The sequence below is a fragment of the Shewanella holmiensis genome (assembly GCF_025370255.1).
GTDB lineage: Bacteria > Pseudomonadota > Gammaproteobacteria > Enterobacterales > Shewanellaceae > Shewanella > Shewanella holmiensis.
Map to the genome: position 1 here is coordinate 71,713 of NZ_JAMTCD010000001.1, position 16,611 is coordinate 88,323.

Consider the following 16,611-nt stretch of genomic DNA (forward strand, 5'->3'; position numbering starts at 1 on the left):
CTTTCAATACAAATGCCAGCAAATGCTGGCATTTCTTATGTTTGAATCTACATAACCTGAGGTCTGGTTATATAACGTTCACTTTATAGTGCATTAAAGTAAGCTTTAATCGCTTTTAATCGCACCGTTGCCCCTCCAATAATGTCCATAAAACCTAACGCTGGATGAGGTTTTTCTGCCGATATCCACGCAGAACCCGTGGCGCCAATCGGTACGTTATAGCCTTCAGGTTCGATAAACTCAATCACCAAAGTACGACCATGAGATCCCATATTATTGCCCACATGTTGCCTAACATGCTGAGTACCACTCATCGGGTTAATCATAGCTTCACCTGTCCCTGATGTAATGCTGTGAACTCTTCCCCTGAAAATTTCACCTGGATAAGCATCGACATAAAACTCAGCAAATTGTCCTTGTTTGATATAACGATATGCTTGATCAGCGATACGCATTTCTAAGAACTTTTTGCTGGTGTCATACAAATGCATATTACCTAGACGCGTACCCTCTGTGACATTCGTAATGGATAACTGTCCATCATATTGGGCGCGAATTTCACGACGCTTGTCTTGCCATTTAGCAGAGTCAATTTGAGCATCATAGGACTGTATTTGTGCGTCATGGGATTGCATTTGTGCATCAAGTGCCAACAACTCAGCTTGCATAGCCGATATTTGCGCTGTGTTAGCATCAATATGCGACATAAGATTATCTTTATCTTGCTGACTTGAAAAATCATTCAACTTAGTCAAACGCTCTAAATTTCGCTTGTCGTTATCAACACTAAAGACTAAAGCATTTATCTTTTCATTACCGGCATTGCGTTGAGCAATAACCGCATTTTTTTGGCCGATTACTGCATCTTTCTGAGCTTGAAGTGCTTTAATTTGCTCGGTGCTGTCCACTGACACTAAGGTGTAAATGAGATCGCCCTTTTTGACCATCTGATTGTGTGTAACATAAATATTTTCAACTTCTTGGCCAATTAATGGGCTTAACACCGCATGGGGAGCTTTTACGGTAGAGCTATCGGTTAAATCCGCAGGTGACCAGAATCTATGTCCCGTGAATAATGCAAATGCGATAAACATGCCGACACTGATTGAACGAACAGCATTTTTTAAATTCCATTCAATCACGCCTAGTTTCACTAATAACCAAATAATTAGCACGTAAGGCAACATGATTTCTTTCATGACTGATTACCTTTTATACCATCATTGATGATTTTCGAAATACGATTTGAGACAAGGTCCCAACGTGCAAACGCAATAATAATCGCGACTACCCACCAGGCTTTGTCGATGAATAAACCACATAACGACAGGGCAAAAACAATTTGTGTATGTGCGCTCGACATAGCTTGGGCTTTATTTACTGCTACTTCATGTAATTGCCAGAATAGGTATAAAACATAAACGACTATGGCAAGGGTAATCACAAAAATAAGCCCCATAAAAAACTCTGAATCGAGTAATGCCATAATAGACGGGGGCCCACCGGAAAAATATGACTCTGGAATATCCTTACTGTGAACTGTCGCTAAGAACGAAAACCCTTTGCCTACGATAATTACTCCGCATATCGCCAATAATCCCTTGATTAATTTCATCAAAAGTTGGCCTTTAGTCGTCTTTAAAACTGTGACTTGCTGCATAATAATCTCCACTATGCCTATTGAGTACAAATGGAATAGTAAACGAAGATTGAAGTACAAATGGAATATAGGTTATTCCTGTTATAAGATGAGTTATGCCTTGTGCGAAACGAGTAATAATAAGCAGACAATGTTATGCTACTTATTGAATGTCATCATAAATTTGTTCACATCAAATTTGACTTTCACTACCGCTAAAACAGTATTTAGCCAATATTAGAAAAATGGATGAGTATGGATCTCAATGCGTTAAATGTGTTCGTGACCTTATTTAAGTCTGGTTCAACACTCCGTGCAGCAGCAAAACTTAATCGCTCTCAGTCTTTTGTTTCAAAAACGCTGGCACAGTTGAGAGAAGAATTAGGCGACCCATTATTTATTCGTACCGCACATGGTTTGCAACCAACATCATACGCCACCCAAATCGCACCTAAGCTACAAAATGCTATCGAGCAAATCTCTGTGGCATTAGAGCCTGAAACCTTCAGCCCAGCTAAATTGCAATTTATTTCCATTCATATATCTGAGCCTTTGCTGGTTATGATAGCCAAGCCCCTGATCAACAAAATCAGATCGTATACCGATGCCATCATTGAGATCAGACAATGGCGTAAAGATAGCAACAACGCATTAATCGATGGCAATATTGATATAGGTATTCAAGCTTTAAAAGAACGCTCGCAAGAGCTTTATCAAAAGAAAGTGGCCAGTGCCGCCGCGAAACTGATTGGTAATCAGTCAGGGGAATATGTCAAACTGATGGTTGACGATTACAATGAAAACCTTGATTTATACCGTTCTGTGATCGATGAGAATATCAATGCCACAATATTAGTGGATAATTATGCTGTATTAAGTCAACTAATGGATCAGCATTGTACGTATAGTTTTCAATTACCGGATAAAAAATATAACGACGATATTGGTGTCGATATTGCCATCATTTGCCATTCTGCGAAACGTTATAATCCCAAGACAGTGTGGTTGTCTGAAATTTGTGAATCAGTGATAAACGCTGCCATTGAAAAATAAGGTCTTTTTAAATAAAACTTGGTGTCAAGTGAGGTGTATTAAATGAGTCAACGTAGTATTGTTTCATTATTTAAGCCCACCTCTGTTGCGGTGATCGGCGCATCAGATAACCCAGCACGCGCTGGCCGAGCCATTATGCGTAATCTACTGTCTGGCGGATTTTCGGGGCCTATTATGCCGGTTACGCCTAAATATACAGCGGTGATGGGCGTATTGGCTTATCCCAATATTGAGGCATTACCTGTCAAACCTGATTTGGCAATTATTTGTACCGCCGCCCATCGCGTCCCTTCGATTATTGAGCGCTTAGCGCAATTTGGTTGTAAAGCTGCAATTATCATGGCCAGTGGCATGGCTGATACACTTGATGACAATGGGATAAGTTTACTTGCCCTCACCCAACAACATGCAAAACGCTACGGTATGCGTATTTTAGGTCCGAACAGTTTAGGTATGATATTGCCGACTATCGGATTGAATGCCAGTCTGGCTCATGCCAGTGCGAAAGCAGGTAAAGTCGCATTCGTGTCACAATCAGCAGCCATTTGCACTACAGTGCTCGATTGGGCCAATAATAAAGATATTGGTTTTTCTTCATTCATATCCCTTGGCGATGCTTCAGATATCGATTTTGATGAGCTATTAGACTATCTTGGCCGAGACAGTAAAACCTCTGCCATCATGTTGTACATTGATTCCATTAACGACAAGCGCCGATTTCTGTCTGCCGCAAGGGCTGCTTCACGTAACAAGCCCATATTCGTGATTAAATCTGGCCGAAGTCACGAAGGCGCAAGAGCTGCAATGATCCACACTGGCGGAGTACGTGGTAATGATGCTGTATTTGAAGCTGCGTTTCGTCGAGCTGGTATGCTGCGAGTTAACGACCTAATTGAATTATTTGCCGCGGTAGAAAGTCTTGCCCATGCCAGCGCACTAAAAGGTGAACGTTTGGCCATTATGAGCAACGGCGGTGGACCTGCAGTATTAGCCGCCGATGAGTTAATCATCAAAGGCGGTAAATTGGCACAATTATCCCCTGACTTACTTAATGATTTAAATCAGTATTTACCCAGCACTTGGTCAAAACAAAACCCCATAGATATGGTGGGTGATGCTAATGCTAAACGCTATGCCGACACATTAAAACGTCTGATGGATGAAGATAATATTGATGCAATTTTGATTTTACATTCACCATCGATTTTGCAACAAAGCGAACAAATTGCCCAAGGTATCATCGACACTTACTCACAACATCCTCGAAAAAACAGACTCAATATTTTGACCAACTGGAGTGGTGAAGACTCAGCCTATGTGGCGCGTAAAAAATTTAATCAGGCCAGCATCCCGACATACCGGACACCAGAGGGAGCTGTGCGGGCATTTATGCACATGGTTGAATACCGCCGCAATCAAAAATTACTACAAGAAGTACCGCAATCGATACCAGATAACATCCCAACTGACAGCGCGACAGCAAGGCAATTGTTGCAAGCCTATCAAAATGAAAATCAGTTGGTGCTTGGTACATATCAGGTCAGTAATATCTTAAAAGCCTATGGCTTAAACACGATTAATACTTGGTTTGTAACCGATGTAGCCGATGCGGTATCTGTAGCGGATAACGCCGGTTACCCCGTAGCCTTAAAAGTACAATCTCCTGACTTACAATATAAATCTGATGTTCATGGTGTCATGCTTAACTTAACCAGTTCAGAAGAGGTTAACCAAGCCGCACACTCAATTATTGATAGAGTGCATCAAGTAAACCCCAATGCACGGATTGAGGGCTTAGTAATACAGAAAATGGCGTTAACAGCAGGAACCCAAGAAATTCGCGTCTCTGTGATCAACGATCCGGTGTTTGGTCCGGCAATTTGTTTAGGTGAAAGTGGCACCCAATGGGATCCCACACAAGATGCATCTGTAGCCCTTCCTCCACTGAATATGACCTTGGCACGGTATATGGTTATTCAGGCGCTTAAAACCAATAAACTTCGCGACCGTCACCTGCCCCTCGGGCTGAATATGAACGCGCTATGTGTCATGTTGACTCAAATTTCTCATCTGATTATTGATTGCCCTGAAATCGCCGAAATCGATTTTAATCCCGTACTTGCTGCAGGCGAAAATATTACCTTGCTTGATGTTGACGTGCGATTACATCCAACAGGGCACGATAGTAGTAACCGTCTTGCCATCTTACCCTACCCAAAAGAGCTAGAAGAAACCTTGATCTTAAAAAATGGCTTAGAGGTAATGTTAAGACCGATATTGCCTGAAGATGAGCCCAAACACATGGACTTTGATAACGCATTATCAGAAGAAGATAGATACAAACGCTACTTTGGCGTGCGCTCTAAAATGACCCATGAAGAAATGGCAGTATTAACCCAGATTGATTATTCTCGTGAAATGGCGTTTATTGCGACAACAAAACTTGCAGATGGGCAAGAGCTTACCTTAGGTGCGGTAAGAGCATCCACAGATCCTGATAATACTGAAGCTGAATTTGCTATGGCAGTGCGAACTGATTACCAAGGTATTGGTTTAGGTAAACGGCTACTTGAAAAACTCATTCATTATTATCGTGGTAACAACACCCCGGTGCTTACTGGGTTTACCATGTTTGAAAACCGTAACATGGCTAATTTAGCCAAGTCATTGGGCTTTGAGGTGACATTTGATATGGAAGAACACCTGATTAAAATGCACATGGCGTTTGACCGTAAGAACAATCCGACTGAGTAAACTGACAATTGCATATGATTCAAGATAACCAACAATATTATGATCAATTATTTACAGGGTTATCGCTGAGCGAAACAACGCAAGCATCAGTTGAATTTGAACAGTGTGATTTTAATGGTTGTGACTTTTCAGCTACCACATTCAGTCATTGTAAGTTCATTAACTGTTCTTTTACTCAATGTAATTTAAGCTTACTCAAAAGTAATTATTCACAATTTTTAGAGGTGCGCTTTATTGATTGTAAGATGATAGGAATTGATTGGACTAAAGCACATTGGCCTAAATTTACCGTTAATCCCGAGTTATCATTCACACGTTGCATATTAAACGATAGCTCCTTTTTCGGTTTAACCTTACATGAACTGATTCTTGAAGAGTGTAAAGTACAGGAGGTCGATTTTAGAAGTGGCGACTTTGTTAACTCATCCATGACCTCGAGTGATTTTCATAACAGTCTATTTATGCGAACAAACCTACAAAAAGTTGATTTTACTGACTCAGCCAACTTTAATATTAATGTTAATGAAAACAATCTCACTAAGGCTAAATTTTCCCGCTACGAAGCGCTCAGCTTATTAGAAAGTTTAGGTATAGAGCTTGTTGATTAAATTAGGTCTTTATTGAACAGGTTTAAACAGCAACAGCTAATTTAATCTCGCAAAAATAAAGGTCGTCTTAATCACAAGCTGAATCGATACTAGGTTGTTACCCCACAGTTTTCGTCTTGCATCATACTAAAGTGCTTTCACGCAGGATTAACTGCCATATCAATAAAGCCTAACACCAAAGAAGCGTTAAGTTGTCAACTTACGCTCCTTTCTATCTTGTCACGCCCTGCTCTTCCGCTGATGCATTAAACACTATTGATAGACATTTCGCTCACTGGGTAAATCAGTTAAATATTGCAAAAATTCAACTTCATAGCCGTTCGGGTCAATAAAATACACGCTTTTGGCATGAGGCTCATTCCCGCCCCAAATTCTTACCTCAAAGCCCGCCGCATTTAAGCGCCCAATCAAAGCATCTAAATTATTTACCACATAAGCAAAGTGGGCAACCCCAAGTGCATTTGAGGTTAACTCTCGCACTTTGCCAGTGCCTGAATCATTAAATGACAAGTATTGATTATCATCCCCAAAATGCAGCCATTTACGCTTTACACCATACCATGTGGACTCACCGCCACCTCTTACTCGCCAATGGGGCATAGCGGCGCGGTAAAATACTAATGTTTGATCTAAATCTTTTACCACGATATTTAAATGCTCTAAGTACATATTCATTCCCTTTTTAATTCATGTTTTTACTCTCCGGATACAGCATAAAACCTCAAGTTAACTTGAGGTAAAGTGTTTTTTGATTTATTTTTATAAAAATAATAAGGATTATTATGCTTAACGAATATGATCTATCGGTAGGACAAGTGGCTAAACGCTGTGGCGTTAAGGTATCGACATTACACTTTTATGAACAAAAGGGATTAATCACATCTTTGCGTAATCAAGGTAATCAGCGTCGTTACCAACGTGATGTGTTAAGAAGGATCTCTGTCATTAAAGCCGCACAACAGTTTGGTATTAGTTTGCAAGACATTCAGCAGGCATTTAGTCACCTTCCTAATCAACGTACGCCCAATAAAGATGATTGGAGCAAACTATCGCAAACCTGGAAAACACAACTCAACGCCCAAATTAATGCTTTAGAAGATTTAAGAGACTCGCTTGAAGGCTGTATCGGTTGTGGTTGTTTATCCATGTCAAGTTGCCCGCTATATAACCCTAATGACACCTTAGCAACGAATGGGGATGGCGCAGTATTATTGGTCAAGCCTAAATGAAAAAGGGTTTAGTCTTGTGACTAAACCCTGATGAAAATAATCATCTAATGGGGGAAGATTGAGAACAATGAAACAAGCTTACTCTGTGATGAGTCGAGCTCGTGTAATTTCAATTTTACGTGCTTTCATTGCTTCTGGAATTTCACGTTCCAAATCAATATTCAACAACCCATTCTCTAACTCTGCACCTATGACTTTAACATGATCGGCCAGCTGAAAGGTGCGCTCAAAGCCGCGCTCTGCAATGCCCTGATGTAAATATTTACGTTCATCTTTTTGGTTTGCTTTACTACCTTTAACCAAAAGTTTTTCACCTTCACTGGTGATATCAAGCTCAGTCATACTAAAACCGGCTACGGCCATTGTAATACGGTAACGGTTTTCACCTAATAATTCGATATTGTATGGCGGGTAGCCATTGTTACCATTATTGGCTGCAGCATGTTCAGCCAATTGCGCTAATCGGTCAAAACCAATAGCACTGCGGTAAAGAGGAGTTAAATCTGGAGAAATAGAAAAATTACGCATAATCATATCCTTGTCTAAAGCAATATGTAAAAACATTAAGCCATTATTGGCAAGAGTACATTGCCCTTTCGGCGCAATGGGTTGCAAAATGTTAAAACCTCAATTGAGCATTTTTAGTGTGTCATCTTGCTACAAGTTAGATATGTGGGTACCAATATTGAATTCAAGGGTAATCATTAAAAAATTCAATAAAAAAGAACAACCCATTGAAAAATGGATTGTTCTTAGAGTGTAATTAGCTATTAATGACTAAATTAGTTTAATTCACAGCCTAAAACGCTATTAGAGTTAGTGTAGATAATGTCGCCTACTGGCGCATAGTCTGCAGCAACAATCATACCTTTATCTTTAAAGTAGGTATAAAGTACTTCTGCATCCACATAACCGGTTTGAACTGACTCAAGTTTAGGATATCCATCACCACCTGCTGCGTTATAGCTTGGTACCGTAAAGGTATAGCTGCTATCTGCTGCAAAGGTTTCGCCATTGATTTCGCTAATATCAACCGTGCTAGCCGCGCAATCTACTGTCATTTTCACACCAGTAATTTGTGCATAAGCACCTGAACCACGTTGGAACGTAGCAACCGTCGATAAATAATCTGCAACCTCTGCACCGGTTAAGGTATTCAAGGTCACCATGTTACCAAATGGCTGTACGGTTAATACGTCACGGTAAGAAATATCACCGGCATCAATTGATGCGCGTACGCCACCCGAATTCATTACTGAAAAATCAGCATTAACTTTAGTACGTTGTGCTTCAGCAATTAAACGACCAAGGTTAGTTTGTTCACCACGAACAATACTTCTATCACCTTCTAAACGCGCATCTGTTTCAGCAATGACTTCACTTAATTGGCCTTGACCACGATCTTGATAATATTTCAGTAATTGCTTCAAATCTGCATCCGGGACAATTTCTTCACCGATATACACTTTGGTTTTATTACCTGCCGCGTCTTCTACGGTTTTCTTCAGGTTTACAGGGATGAGTTTATAGCTTGCTAGGTTTAATTTACCATTGAAGTATTCAAAATCAGCACGGCCTACATATTTACCCCATTCATGGGCTTGCATGATGTAAGTGCCATTTTGCATATCGGGCAAACAGTCATCGCCTGGTTTGAAATCAGCGTATTCATTGCTGCCTGGTTCCATACACACCGGATTTTGTGAATGGCCACCAATAACCGCGTGTAAGTCGCCTTCATTTAGCGCACGAGCCATAGCAACATCGCCAGGAGCATTACTGCCATGCTTACCATCTTCGTAATGGCCCATATGCGTGGTAGCGAAAATTAAGTCAGCTTCATTGTTGGCTTTGATTTCGGCAATCACTTTAGCGACTTCTGTTGTAGGATCCGTAAATACAATATCGCTGATATATTCAGGATTACCTAATTTAGCAGTATCTTCAGTTGTTAAACCAATGACAGCAATACGCACGCCATTAATGTTAAATACTTTGTATGGTTCAAAATAACGAGTGGTGCCATCAGCATGATAAATATTGGCTGCAAGCATTGGGAACTTAGCAATAGAGCGTTGTGAGTCAAGTACTGCTAATGGATTATCAAACTCATGATTACCCACAGCCATTGCATCGTAACGGATTTCATTCATACCGATAAAGTCAGGAATTGCATCCTGTAAATCAGACTCAGGTACACCCGTATTGATATCGCCACCTGATAACAAAATACTCTCGCCACCATTAGCACTCACCTCTGCACGAATTTGATCGATTAAGGCCTTACGAGCTGCCATACCATATTCGCCGTCTTTGTTTTCCCAAAAACGACCATGGTTATCATTGGTATGTAATACAGTAAAGATTTTACATTCAGACCCTGCTTCTGCACAGGTCGTCGGGACTTTTACATCATCATCGCTGTTACAACCTACTAGCGCGGCAAGCACAGCAGATGCCAAGATCCCTTTCATTAACATTTTAGACATTTGTAACCCCATTTATTAATTATCTTGTATTTTTAATCTAAATTTAATAAGCGAACTTTTTATTTCGCCACAAAATAATAGCAAAGAATGGGTCAATAACGTGACAACTTTATGACAGAAAAATGACATTTAGTGCAACATTAACAAAGAGTTATAATTAACACTATCCGTGTATTAAAACAAGGTGCCTGACAGTAATGCCATTAAACGGGTACCAAAAAAAAGGCTTAACCCGTTAATAGGATTAAGCCTTTAAAATACAATACTATTTACATTTCAAGGTCAATGCAAAAAATTGTTTCAAATACAGAACAAGTAACATACAACGCAAACAACTGTTAATTTAATAAATTATTTATCCATTGACCAATCTCAGATAATTGGTTAGGCAAAACACTATGTGCCATTGGATAGGTCTTCCAGCGCGTGTTATAACCTGCATTGTTTAATGCATCAAATGCCATTTTACCCGCGAATAACGGCACGACTTCATCCTGCTCACCATGATTTTGTAAAATTGGCGTTTGCTTATTGGCAGCAGATAACTGCTCAGGTAAATATTCGCCACCTGGTAAGTAACAAGAAAGAGCCATAATGCCAGCAAGGGATTGCTCAAACCGTAATCCGGTAAACAAACTCATTACCCCACCCTGGCTGAATCCCGCTAGAATAATTTTGTTTGCAGGGATCCCTGCAGCGATTTGTTGCTCAATAAGTTGCTTAATTAGTAACTCTGATATCAAAACACCTTCTATATCAGCACGGTCATGCAAATCCATACTTTTAATGTCATACCATGAACGCATGATATAGCCACCATTAATGGTAACGGGTTGCTCGGGCGCATGCGGGAAAATAAAACGAATAGCATGGCCAGCGGGTAAACCTAATACAGGGACTACGGGCGCAAACCCCGCACCAGAGTCACCTAAACCATGTAACCAGATCACGCATGATGTGGCCGTATTGCTTGGTTCAACAAAAATGGCATCAAGAGTTGATTGAGTCATGTGATTCCTTAATTAATCAGTAAATTCGTATTCAGTTATTGAGCCTGAATGCCCGTTTCTTGTAATAACTGTTCAAACTGCTGCGGCGTATCTAGTTTAATCGTCCACTTAACTGTACCTGCATCTGCTGCGATAACAAAACCATGATGAAAGCAGCTAATGTCATCGACTACGGCACTCATAATAATGTGATTTTGTAATAGGCGGCATTGTATTTCATTAGGCGTAATGATGAGTTTGCCTTGGGAAAATTCGAGGATCATAGGTGTACTTATTTGAGGAGAAGCAGTAAAACACTCCAATCTTGCTCAGCATTGGAGTGTAAAGACATAATACTAGTGGTGGTGACCACCAACGCCATGCGCATGACCATGTGCAATTTCTTCATCAGTTGCATCACGAGCACTCACCACTTCGATATCGAATGTAAGCTCTCTACCGGCTAAAGGATGGTTGACATCCACAGTTGCCATAAATTTACCGACTTTCAAAATGGTGACTTGGCGTTGGCCTTGATCTGTATTGATCACCGCTGCCATACCAGGTTTCCATACTTTAGCGCCAACTAAATGTTTCACTGACACGCGTTGTTCTGCGCCTTCTTGGCGCTCACCATAGGTATCTGCCGCAGGTGGTGTTACAGTGAACTTATCACCCACCGATTTACCGGTAATAGCATCTTCAATACCAGGCATCATGTTGTCATTGCCATGAAGGTAAGCAATTGGATCGCGGCCTTCGTTTGACTCAAGCACTTCGCCTTTCTCATCGCGCAGTGTGTAATTAAACTGCACAACCATATTGTCATTAATGCTCATTACTTATCCTTTAATTTTAATTGGTGTTGCTTAATACAGCGTAAAAATCTGTTCCAAGCAATAAAAAAGTCGCAAGAGCTTAACAAATGCTTATTGTGTCGGCAATTTGTTTAAGCTAATCCCTAATTTTTCGAAAGTAGCATTATCAGGGTAACCATCCGCAATCAGCCCTTGTTGACGTTGATATGCTTGCAGTCCAGCTACTGAGTTACGACCTAAAATACCATCGGGCTTACCGACATCAAAACCTGCATCTAACAACTTTTGCTGAAGTGCACTGACCATTTCACGATTTAAACGTGGATGATTAGGTAAAGCTTTAACAATGCCACTACCACCATTAATTTGATCCGCTAGTTGTCCAACAGACACTGCGTAAAATTCAGAGCGATTCCAGCGCATGATCACATTGAAGTTTTCATAGCCTAAAAAAGCAGGTCCAGTATGACCCGCTGGTACATATAGAGCCGCTTTCATATCTGGCGTGGATAATGGTTTTCCATTAGCTTGTTTAATACCTAACGCTGCCCACTTTACTAATGGCTGACTGTCTTTACTGCCCATATATGCAAAATCATAATTTGGGGGTAGCTGTACTTCACGTCCCCAGCGTTCTGTGGCTTGCCAGCCAAGTTGCTGTAAAAAATTAGCGGCCGAAGTTAACGCATCTGCGGTGCTGTTCCATAAATCCGCTTTGCCATCGCCATCACCGTCAACGGCATACTTTAGATAGTTAGTCGGCATAAATTGGGTGTGTCCCATCGCTCCCGCCCATGAGCCAACCATATCTTCATCAGCAAATTGATAACGCTCTTTTAGGGTCAATGCTTGCATTAGCTCCTGAGTGAAATACTCACTTCGTCTAGGATCACATGCCAGTGTTGCCAATGAGTTCAACACCGACATATTACCTTTATAGCTGCCGAAATTTGTTTCAAGCCCCCAAAAAGCAACAATATATTGCCCGGGCACACCGTATTGTGCCGTTAATTGATTAAGCAATTTACGATGTTTATCAAACAGCTTGCGCCCTTCTTTTATTCGCCAATCAGTTACGCGTTTATCATAATAATCTTTAAAGGTAGTGGTAAATTCAGGCTGCTGATTATCAAGTTCGATGACTCTAGGCACAAAAGATAAATTTGCCACCGTAGTGTCGATGGTATGCTGAGAAATTCCCTTTTGCTTGGCGGTTAACTGTAATTGACTCACACATTGTGCAAAATCTTCGTTAGCCATAACCAGATGAGGAAAACTGATACTGAACAAAAAGGCTGGAATGGATAAGTAAACGTGTTTACGACTCAAAATGCACCCAATTAATACGAAAGTTAATGTGTGATAATCGTGACTGATCAGCCACAACTTCACAAGAGGCTTATGGCCATAAAAAGACGGATTTTGTGTTAAAAGGTGTGTTCTTAAACAATGCGAGTGTCAATTATCAATCCCACCTTGAGCTAAGTCGGGTATTCAGTATAATGAAAACGTTTTTAATCCCAATTAAAGAGAATAATCATGTCTGAACTAAGCCCAGCGTTAACAAGCTTCATCGAAAGTGTAAAAGAACACCAAATCGTTTGGGGACTTCAAGACGAAACAGGTGAAGGATGGGTTGTGTGTGATTCATCAGAATATGAAGATACTGACGTTATGCCACTCTGGTCATCTGAATCAGCGGCTAAAATTCATTGCACTGAAGAGTGGTCTGAGTATAAAGCAGTGAGTATTACGCTAATTGACTTCCTTGAATATTGGGTGAGTGATTTAAACGACGACGGTGTATTAGTTGGCGTTGATTGGGAAAGCGATCAAGAATGTCTTGAAATCGACCCAATAGTCCTAGCTAAAAGTTTAGTTGATATCGAAAAAGAATAACGATAGCGATAACGCGTTGAGTTCGAATGAGATTAAATTTCATCATTTAACGCGTTAACTTCACTCCATTACAAAGTTACTTCAATGACAAGCCCAATACTCGTAGATATTCCTTTTGAAAAACGCCACACGTGTTGGTTTTGTGATGAACCTTGCAATGCCGAATTAGCTTATTGGCGTATGGCTCATACCCCTCACCCATCATTGACAGTGCCGACCTGTAATGAATGTTTATTACTCGCAAAAAAGCAATTATTGACGTCTATATGGGAATGTCGTGAGGCGGTTAAAGATCAATTAATGCAGCGTTACAGCCAAGACCTTGCGATTGGCATTAACTGGACCGAACAAGAACTTGAAGAGTCCGAATTTGAATGTAAAATTTTTGGTGGTTTTAAGAAAAGTGCCTGGATGATGTACCAAATTGCTCAGAAAAGAATTAATGCGCCAGGCTGGGTGTTGAGCATTGATGGGGAGCAATTTGACGAAGACCCATTATTTGCAGGTAGTAACACACTGGGATTTGAATTTGATGGGCTGCAATTTAATAATCTTACCCAAGCAATAAAACATTACAGTGCAGTATTGGCTTTAGATCAAGCATTCCTTCAGCAATTAGTGACCTTATTGGGAAAAGATAAATTTGCTCATGCGGTTAAACTTGCCAGACTCAATATTGGGATCACAAAATCGATGCAACAAAAAATCCTCAATGAGCTGATTGAGGATTTAGATATATAGTGATACTCAATGCAATAATTTTAGCTTTAAACCATGTTTTAGTACTATTCCAAAATGTCTCTTAACCTATTTTGAACCTCGGTCACCAATAAATCAGGCTGAAACTTAGAGATAAACGCATCACAGCCCACTTTTTCCACCATGGCATTATTAAAGCTACCACTCAATGAGGTGTTAAGAGTAATAAATAATGATGCCATGCGTGGGTCTGAACGCACTTCTGAAGTAAGCTTATACCCGTCCATTTCGGGCATTTCAGCATCGGTAATCATCATTAATAATTCAGTGGCAACATTTTTACCCTCATTGGCCCACGATTTGAGCAAATTCAACGCTTGCAAACCGTCAGAAGCCTCAATAATCTCAATACCTAATTGACCTAATGTCTCCCTTACCTGCTTTCTTGCGGTGCTAGAATCATCAACGATCAATATTTTACGTCCAGGCATTTCGGGCGCTAATGCTTCGTCTAGCACCCCTTCAGACAAGCGAATGTCATAATTAATTATCTCTGCTAAAACCTTCTCAACGTCAATAATTGACACCAAATGAGACTGGCCTTGCTCTTCAAGGCGAGTTATAGCTGTTAAGTAATTGTTTTTACCAGCAGTTTTAGGCGGAGGCATGATATCCCCCCACGTTAAGTTTACAATGTGTTCAACTTTTCCCACCAAGAAGCCTTGAATACTGCGGTTGTATTCCGTGATGATTAAATTGCAATCGTCAGTGATGGGTAAAGGTGAGAAACCAATGGCACCACGTAAATTTATAACAGGAATAGATGTGCCCCTGATATTGGCAACTCCGGCTATGCTGTGATTACTGCCCGGCATCGCACTCAAAGGTGGCACCTTGACCACTTCTTTTACTTTAAAGACGTTAATAGCAAATAGTTGAGTAGAATTGATACGAAAAAGCAGTAACTCCAGCCGGTTTTCGCCAACCAGATTGGTCCGTTGATCAACTGTATCGAGCATTTTTTTCATTAAAACATACCACCAATCATTAAATATGATCCATCACGCATTAGCCTACACAAGTCTAAGTACCATTATAAACAAAAAACAAATAAAAACATGGGAAGCTATCTCATCTCAATAAGATCTACGAGGCATTTTGATACGTAAAGTATAATATTAGCTTAGTTTTCTAAATCCATTAATTGTTATATAGGGATCCTTATGCGACTAATACTGACATTACTCACTGCATTATCTTTAACCTCTTGCACCATGATTGATACAAAAGTGGATGTTATAGAAAACTTCACTGTTAATAATTATCTTGGTACATGGTATGAGATTGCGCGATTAGACCATTCATTTGAAAGAGACATGGATAAGGTCACCGCAACTTACCAATTAGATGCAGACAAAGTGCTGGTTACTAACCGTGGTTACAATGTAGAAAAACAGGCTTGGAAAGAAGCTAATGGCAAAGCTTATTTTATTGAGGGTAGTGACAAAGGGTTATTAAAAGTATCTTTCTTCGGTCCATTTTACGGTGCATATCAAATCCATGATGCGATCCAAGAAGTTAATGGACGCTATTCTGATGCACTGGTTATTGGCCCCGATAATAGTTATGCATGGATTCTCTCCCGTAACAAGCAAATCACTCCTGAAACCAGACAAAGATTTGTCATGAAAATGGAACGTTTAGGAATACGAAACAGCGATATCATATGGGTAAATCAGCAGGAATAATGTGATCAATTATCACCGTCAATTCGTATTGTTTATTAACACAATTGAATCAAATAAGGCTAGTTATGGTTATCCCACTGTTCCCACTGTCAATGTGTCTGCTGCCCCATGGCTTCAGTCAATTACGCATATTCGAACCTAGATATAAACGCCTAGTAACAGAATCACTTAAATCAAATAGTGGTTTTGGTCTGTGTATGTTAAACGACGATAAAAAGCACATGCTACCAATAGGTACGTTATGTAAAATTATTGACTTTGAGACCTTAGATGATGGCTTACTTGGTATCAGTATTCAGGGTGAGAAAAAATTTCATTTAAAAGATTTCACCATCGAAGATGACGGATTAAAGCGAGGCACAATTGAGATAATAGATGATTGGCCAACATCGATTATTAATATCGCCGAGAGTAAAAAAGTCAGCCCAAATCAAACTACAGAAAAAATGTTAAGTGACACTTTACGAGAAATTTTAAACCAATATCCTGAGCATCTGGCCCAATACCAAAATGAACATTTTGACGATATTTCTTGGGTGTGTCAGCGATGGTTAGAGATTATCCCGTTAACTGCAGCGGAAAAGTATCACTGTATCAATAATCATGACCATAAAATGGCCCAAGATTACTTAAGTAATATCATCAAGTAACTAGCGTACCGATTTGAATAGAATGTTTATGTTTTA

The 16,611-nt window shown here is 40.1% G+C and carries 18 protein-coding genes and 1 pseudogene; 9 read left to right on the forward strand and 10 right to left on the reverse strand.

The annotated features are described in order from the left end of the window. Positions 1-83: 83 nt before the first annotated feature. Positions 84-1,199 (reverse strand): HlyD family secretion protein, encoded by a 1,116-nt coding sequence (locus NE535_RS00270; protein ID WP_261296700.1) that lies wholly within the window; start codon positions 1,197-1,199, stop codon positions 84-86. Next, positions 1,196-1,660, reverse strand: a complete 465-nt coding sequence (locus tag NE535_RS00275; protein WP_261296701.1) for a magnesium transporter — start codon at positions 1,658-1,660, stop codon at positions 1,196-1,198. The genes NE535_RS00270 and NE535_RS00275 overlap by 4 nt, the downstream gene beginning before the upstream one ends. 228 nt (positions 1,661-1,888) lie before the next feature. Between NE535_RS00275 and NE535_RS00280 the strand changes: the two genes are divergently transcribed. From NE535_RS00280 to NE535_RS00290, 4 genes and pseudogenes are all read left to right on the forward strand, one after another. Then, positions 1,889-2,692, forward strand: a complete 804-nt coding sequence (locus NE535_RS00280; RefSeq protein WP_261296702.1) for a LysR family transcriptional regulator — start codon at positions 1,889-1,891, stop codon at positions 2,690-2,692. 42 nt (positions 2,693-2,734) lie between these two features. Beyond that, the gene (locus tag NE535_RS00285) at positions 2,735-5,446 is read left to right on the forward strand and encodes a bifunctional acetate--CoA ligase family protein/GNAT family N-acetyltransferase (RefSeq protein ID WP_261296703.1); all 2,712 of its coding nucleotides are present in this window, start codon (positions 2,735-2,737) and stop codon (positions 5,444-5,446) included. Positions 5,447-5,460: 14 nt separating this feature from the next. Further along, positions 5,461-5,625 (forward strand): annotated as a pseudogene (locus NE535_RS18730) (pentapeptide repeat-containing protein); the annotation flags it as partial. A gap of 66 nt (positions 5,626-5,691) precedes the next feature. After that, the gene (locus tag NE535_RS00290; protein WP_261296704.1) at positions 5,692-6,054 is read left to right on the forward strand and encodes a pentapeptide repeat-containing protein; all 363 of its coding nucleotides are present in this window, start codon (positions 5,692-5,694) and stop codon (positions 6,052-6,054) included. Between the two features lie 252 nt (positions 6,055-6,306). On the opposite strand, the gene NE535_RS00295 is transcribed toward NE535_RS00290, so the two are convergent. After that, complete coding sequence (locus NE535_RS00295) at positions 6,307-6,723, reverse strand: VOC family protein (protein ID WP_261296705.1); 417 nt, start codon at positions 6,721-6,723, stop codon at positions 6,307-6,309. A gap of 113 nt (positions 6,724-6,836) precedes the next feature. Here NE535_RS00295 and soxR point away from each other — a divergent pair, with 113 nt between their 5' ends. Continuing rightward, positions 6,837-7,283 carry a redox-sensitive transcriptional activator SoxR gene (gene soxR, locus NE535_RS00300; protein WP_261296706.1) on the forward strand — a complete coding sequence of 149 codons (447 nt, stop codon included), beginning with the start codon at positions 6,837-6,839 and terminating at the stop codon, positions 7,281-7,283. A 78-nt stretch (positions 7,284-7,361) separates the two neighbouring features. Here soxR and NE535_RS00305 read toward each other — a convergent pair whose 3' ends face one another. The 6 genes from NE535_RS00305 to NE535_RS00330 all read right to left on the reverse strand — a co-directional run bounded on the left by NE535_RS00305 (position 7,362) and on the right by NE535_RS00330 (position 12,839). Then, entirely contained in the window at positions 7,362-7,811 is a 450-nt protein-coding gene (locus NE535_RS00305) for an Hsp20 family protein (RefSeq protein ID WP_261296707.1), read from the reverse strand. Between the two features lie 254 nt (positions 7,812-8,065). Then, positions 8,066-9,772, reverse strand: a complete 1,707-nt coding sequence (gene ushA / locus NE535_RS00310; protein WP_261296708.1) for a bifunctional UDP-sugar hydrolase/5'-nucleotidase UshA — start codon at positions 9,770-9,772, stop codon at positions 8,066-8,068. A 338-nt stretch (positions 9,773-10,110) separates the two neighbouring features. After that, on the reverse strand, positions 10,111-10,782 hold the full coding sequence (locus NE535_RS00315) for an alpha/beta hydrolase (protein ID WP_261296709.1): 672 nt from the start codon (positions 10,780-10,782) through the stop codon (positions 10,111-10,113). A gap of 35 nt (positions 10,783-10,817) precedes the next feature. Beyond that, complete coding sequence (locus NE535_RS00320) at positions 10,818-11,045, reverse strand: DUF3389 domain-containing protein (protein ID WP_261296710.1); 228 nt, start codon at positions 11,043-11,045, stop codon at positions 10,818-10,820. Between the two features lie 72 nt (positions 11,046-11,117). Beyond that, positions 11,118-11,600 (reverse strand): FKBP-type peptidyl-prolyl cis-trans isomerase, encoded by a 483-nt coding sequence (locus NE535_RS00325; protein WP_261296711.1) that lies wholly within the window; start codon positions 11,598-11,600, stop codon positions 11,118-11,120. A 90-nt stretch (positions 11,601-11,690) separates the two neighbouring features. Next, a complete protein-coding gene (locus NE535_RS00330) occupies positions 11,691-12,839 on the reverse strand; it encodes a lytic murein transglycosylase (protein WP_425347432.1) in 1,149 nt (382 codons plus the stop codon). Between the two features lie 279 nt (positions 12,840-13,118). On the opposite strand from NE535_RS00330, the gene NE535_RS00335 reads away from it, so the two are divergent. Next, positions 13,119-13,478 carry a DUF2750 domain-containing protein gene (locus NE535_RS00335; protein ID WP_188839503.1) on the forward strand — a complete coding sequence of 120 codons (360 nt, stop codon included), beginning with the start codon at positions 13,119-13,121 and terminating at the stop codon, positions 13,476-13,478. Between the two features lie 84 nt (positions 13,479-13,562). Then, positions 13,563-14,219 carry a hypothetical protein gene (locus tag NE535_RS00340; RefSeq protein WP_261296712.1) on the forward strand — a complete coding sequence of 219 codons (657 nt, stop codon included), beginning with the start codon at positions 13,563-13,565 and terminating at the stop codon, positions 14,217-14,219. Between the two features lie 44 nt (positions 14,220-14,263). On the opposite strand, the gene NE535_RS00345 is transcribed toward NE535_RS00340, so the two are convergent. Next, positions 14,264-15,205, reverse strand: a complete 942-nt coding sequence (locus tag NE535_RS00345; protein WP_261296713.1) for a chemotaxis protein CheV — start codon at positions 15,203-15,205, stop codon at positions 14,264-14,266. 195 nt (positions 15,206-15,400) lie between these two features. Between NE535_RS00345 and NE535_RS00350 the strand changes: the two genes are divergently transcribed. Then, positions 15,401-15,925 carry a lipocalin family protein gene (locus tag NE535_RS00350; protein WP_261296714.1) on the forward strand — a complete coding sequence of 175 codons (525 nt, stop codon included), beginning with the start codon at positions 15,401-15,403 and terminating at the stop codon, positions 15,923-15,925. A 65-nt stretch (positions 15,926-15,990) separates the two neighbouring features. Beyond that, positions 15,991-16,575 (forward strand): LON peptidase substrate-binding domain-containing protein, encoded by a 585-nt coding sequence (locus NE535_RS00355; RefSeq protein WP_261296715.1) that lies wholly within the window; start codon positions 15,991-15,993, stop codon positions 16,573-16,575. The last annotated feature ends 36 nt before the right edge of the window (positions 16,576-16,611 follow it).

Bases quoted from the DNA above. Each gene is read 5' to 3' on its own strand.
- NE535_RS00270 (WP_261296700.1), bottom strand. From the start codon at position 1,199: ATGAAAGAAATCATGTTGCCTTACGTGCTAATTATTTGGTTATTAGTG.
- NE535_RS00275 (WP_261296701.1), bottom strand. From the start codon at position 1,660: ATGCAGCAAGTCACAGTTTTAAAGACGACTAAAGGCCAACTTTTGATG.
- NE535_RS00280 (WP_261296702.1), top strand. From the start codon at position 1,889: ATGAGTATGGATCTCAATGCGTTAAATGTGTTCGTGACCTTATTTAAG.
- NE535_RS00285 (WP_261296703.1), top strand. From the start codon at position 2,735: ATGAGTCAACGTAGTATTGTTTCATTATTTAAGCCCACCTCTGTTGCG.
- NE535_RS00290 (WP_261296704.1), top strand. From the start codon at position 5,692: ATGATAGGAATTGATTGGACTAAAGCACATTGGCCTAAATTTACCGTT.
- NE535_RS00295 (WP_261296705.1), bottom strand. From the start codon at position 6,723: ATGTACTTAGAGCATTTAAATATCGTGGTAAAAGATTTAGATCAAACA.
- soxR (WP_261296706.1), top strand. From the start codon at position 6,837: ATGCTTAACGAATATGATCTATCGGTAGGACAAGTGGCTAAACGCTGT.
- NE535_RS00305 (WP_261296707.1), bottom strand. From the start codon at position 7,811: ATGCGTAATTTTTCTATTTCTCCAGATTTAACTCCTCTTTACCGCAGT.
- ushA (WP_261296708.1), bottom strand. From the start codon at position 9,772: ATGTCTAAAATGTTAATGAAAGGGATCTTGGCATCTGCTGTGCTTGCC.
- NE535_RS00315 (WP_261296709.1), bottom strand. From the start codon at position 10,782: ATGACTCAATCAACTCTTGATGCCATTTTTGTTGAACCAAGCAATACG.
- NE535_RS00320 (WP_261296710.1), bottom strand. From the start codon at position 11,045: ATGATCCTCGAATTTTCCCAAGGCAAACTCATCATTACGCCTAATGAA.
- NE535_RS00325 (WP_261296711.1), bottom strand. From the start codon at position 11,600: ATGAGCATTAATGACAATATGGTTGTGCAGTTTAATTACACACTGCGC.
- NE535_RS00330 (WP_425347432.1), bottom strand. From the start codon at position 12,839: ATGGCTAACGAAGATTTTGCACAATGTGTGAGTCAATTACAGTTAACC.
- NE535_RS00335 (WP_188839503.1), top strand. From the start codon at position 13,119: ATGTCTGAACTAAGCCCAGCGTTAACAAGCTTCATCGAAAGTGTAAAA.
- NE535_RS00340 (WP_261296712.1), top strand. From the start codon at position 13,563: ATGACAAGCCCAATACTCGTAGATATTCCTTTTGAAAAACGCCACACG.
- NE535_RS00345 (WP_261296713.1), bottom strand. From the start codon at position 15,205: ATGAAAAAAATGCTCGATACAGTTGATCAACGGACCAATCTGGTTGGC.
- NE535_RS00350 (WP_261296714.1), top strand. From the start codon at position 15,401: ATGCGACTAATACTGACATTACTCACTGCATTATCTTTAACCTCTTGC.
- NE535_RS00355 (WP_261296715.1), top strand. From the start codon at position 15,991: ATGGTTATCCCACTGTTCCCACTGTCAATGTGTCTGCTGCCCCATGGC.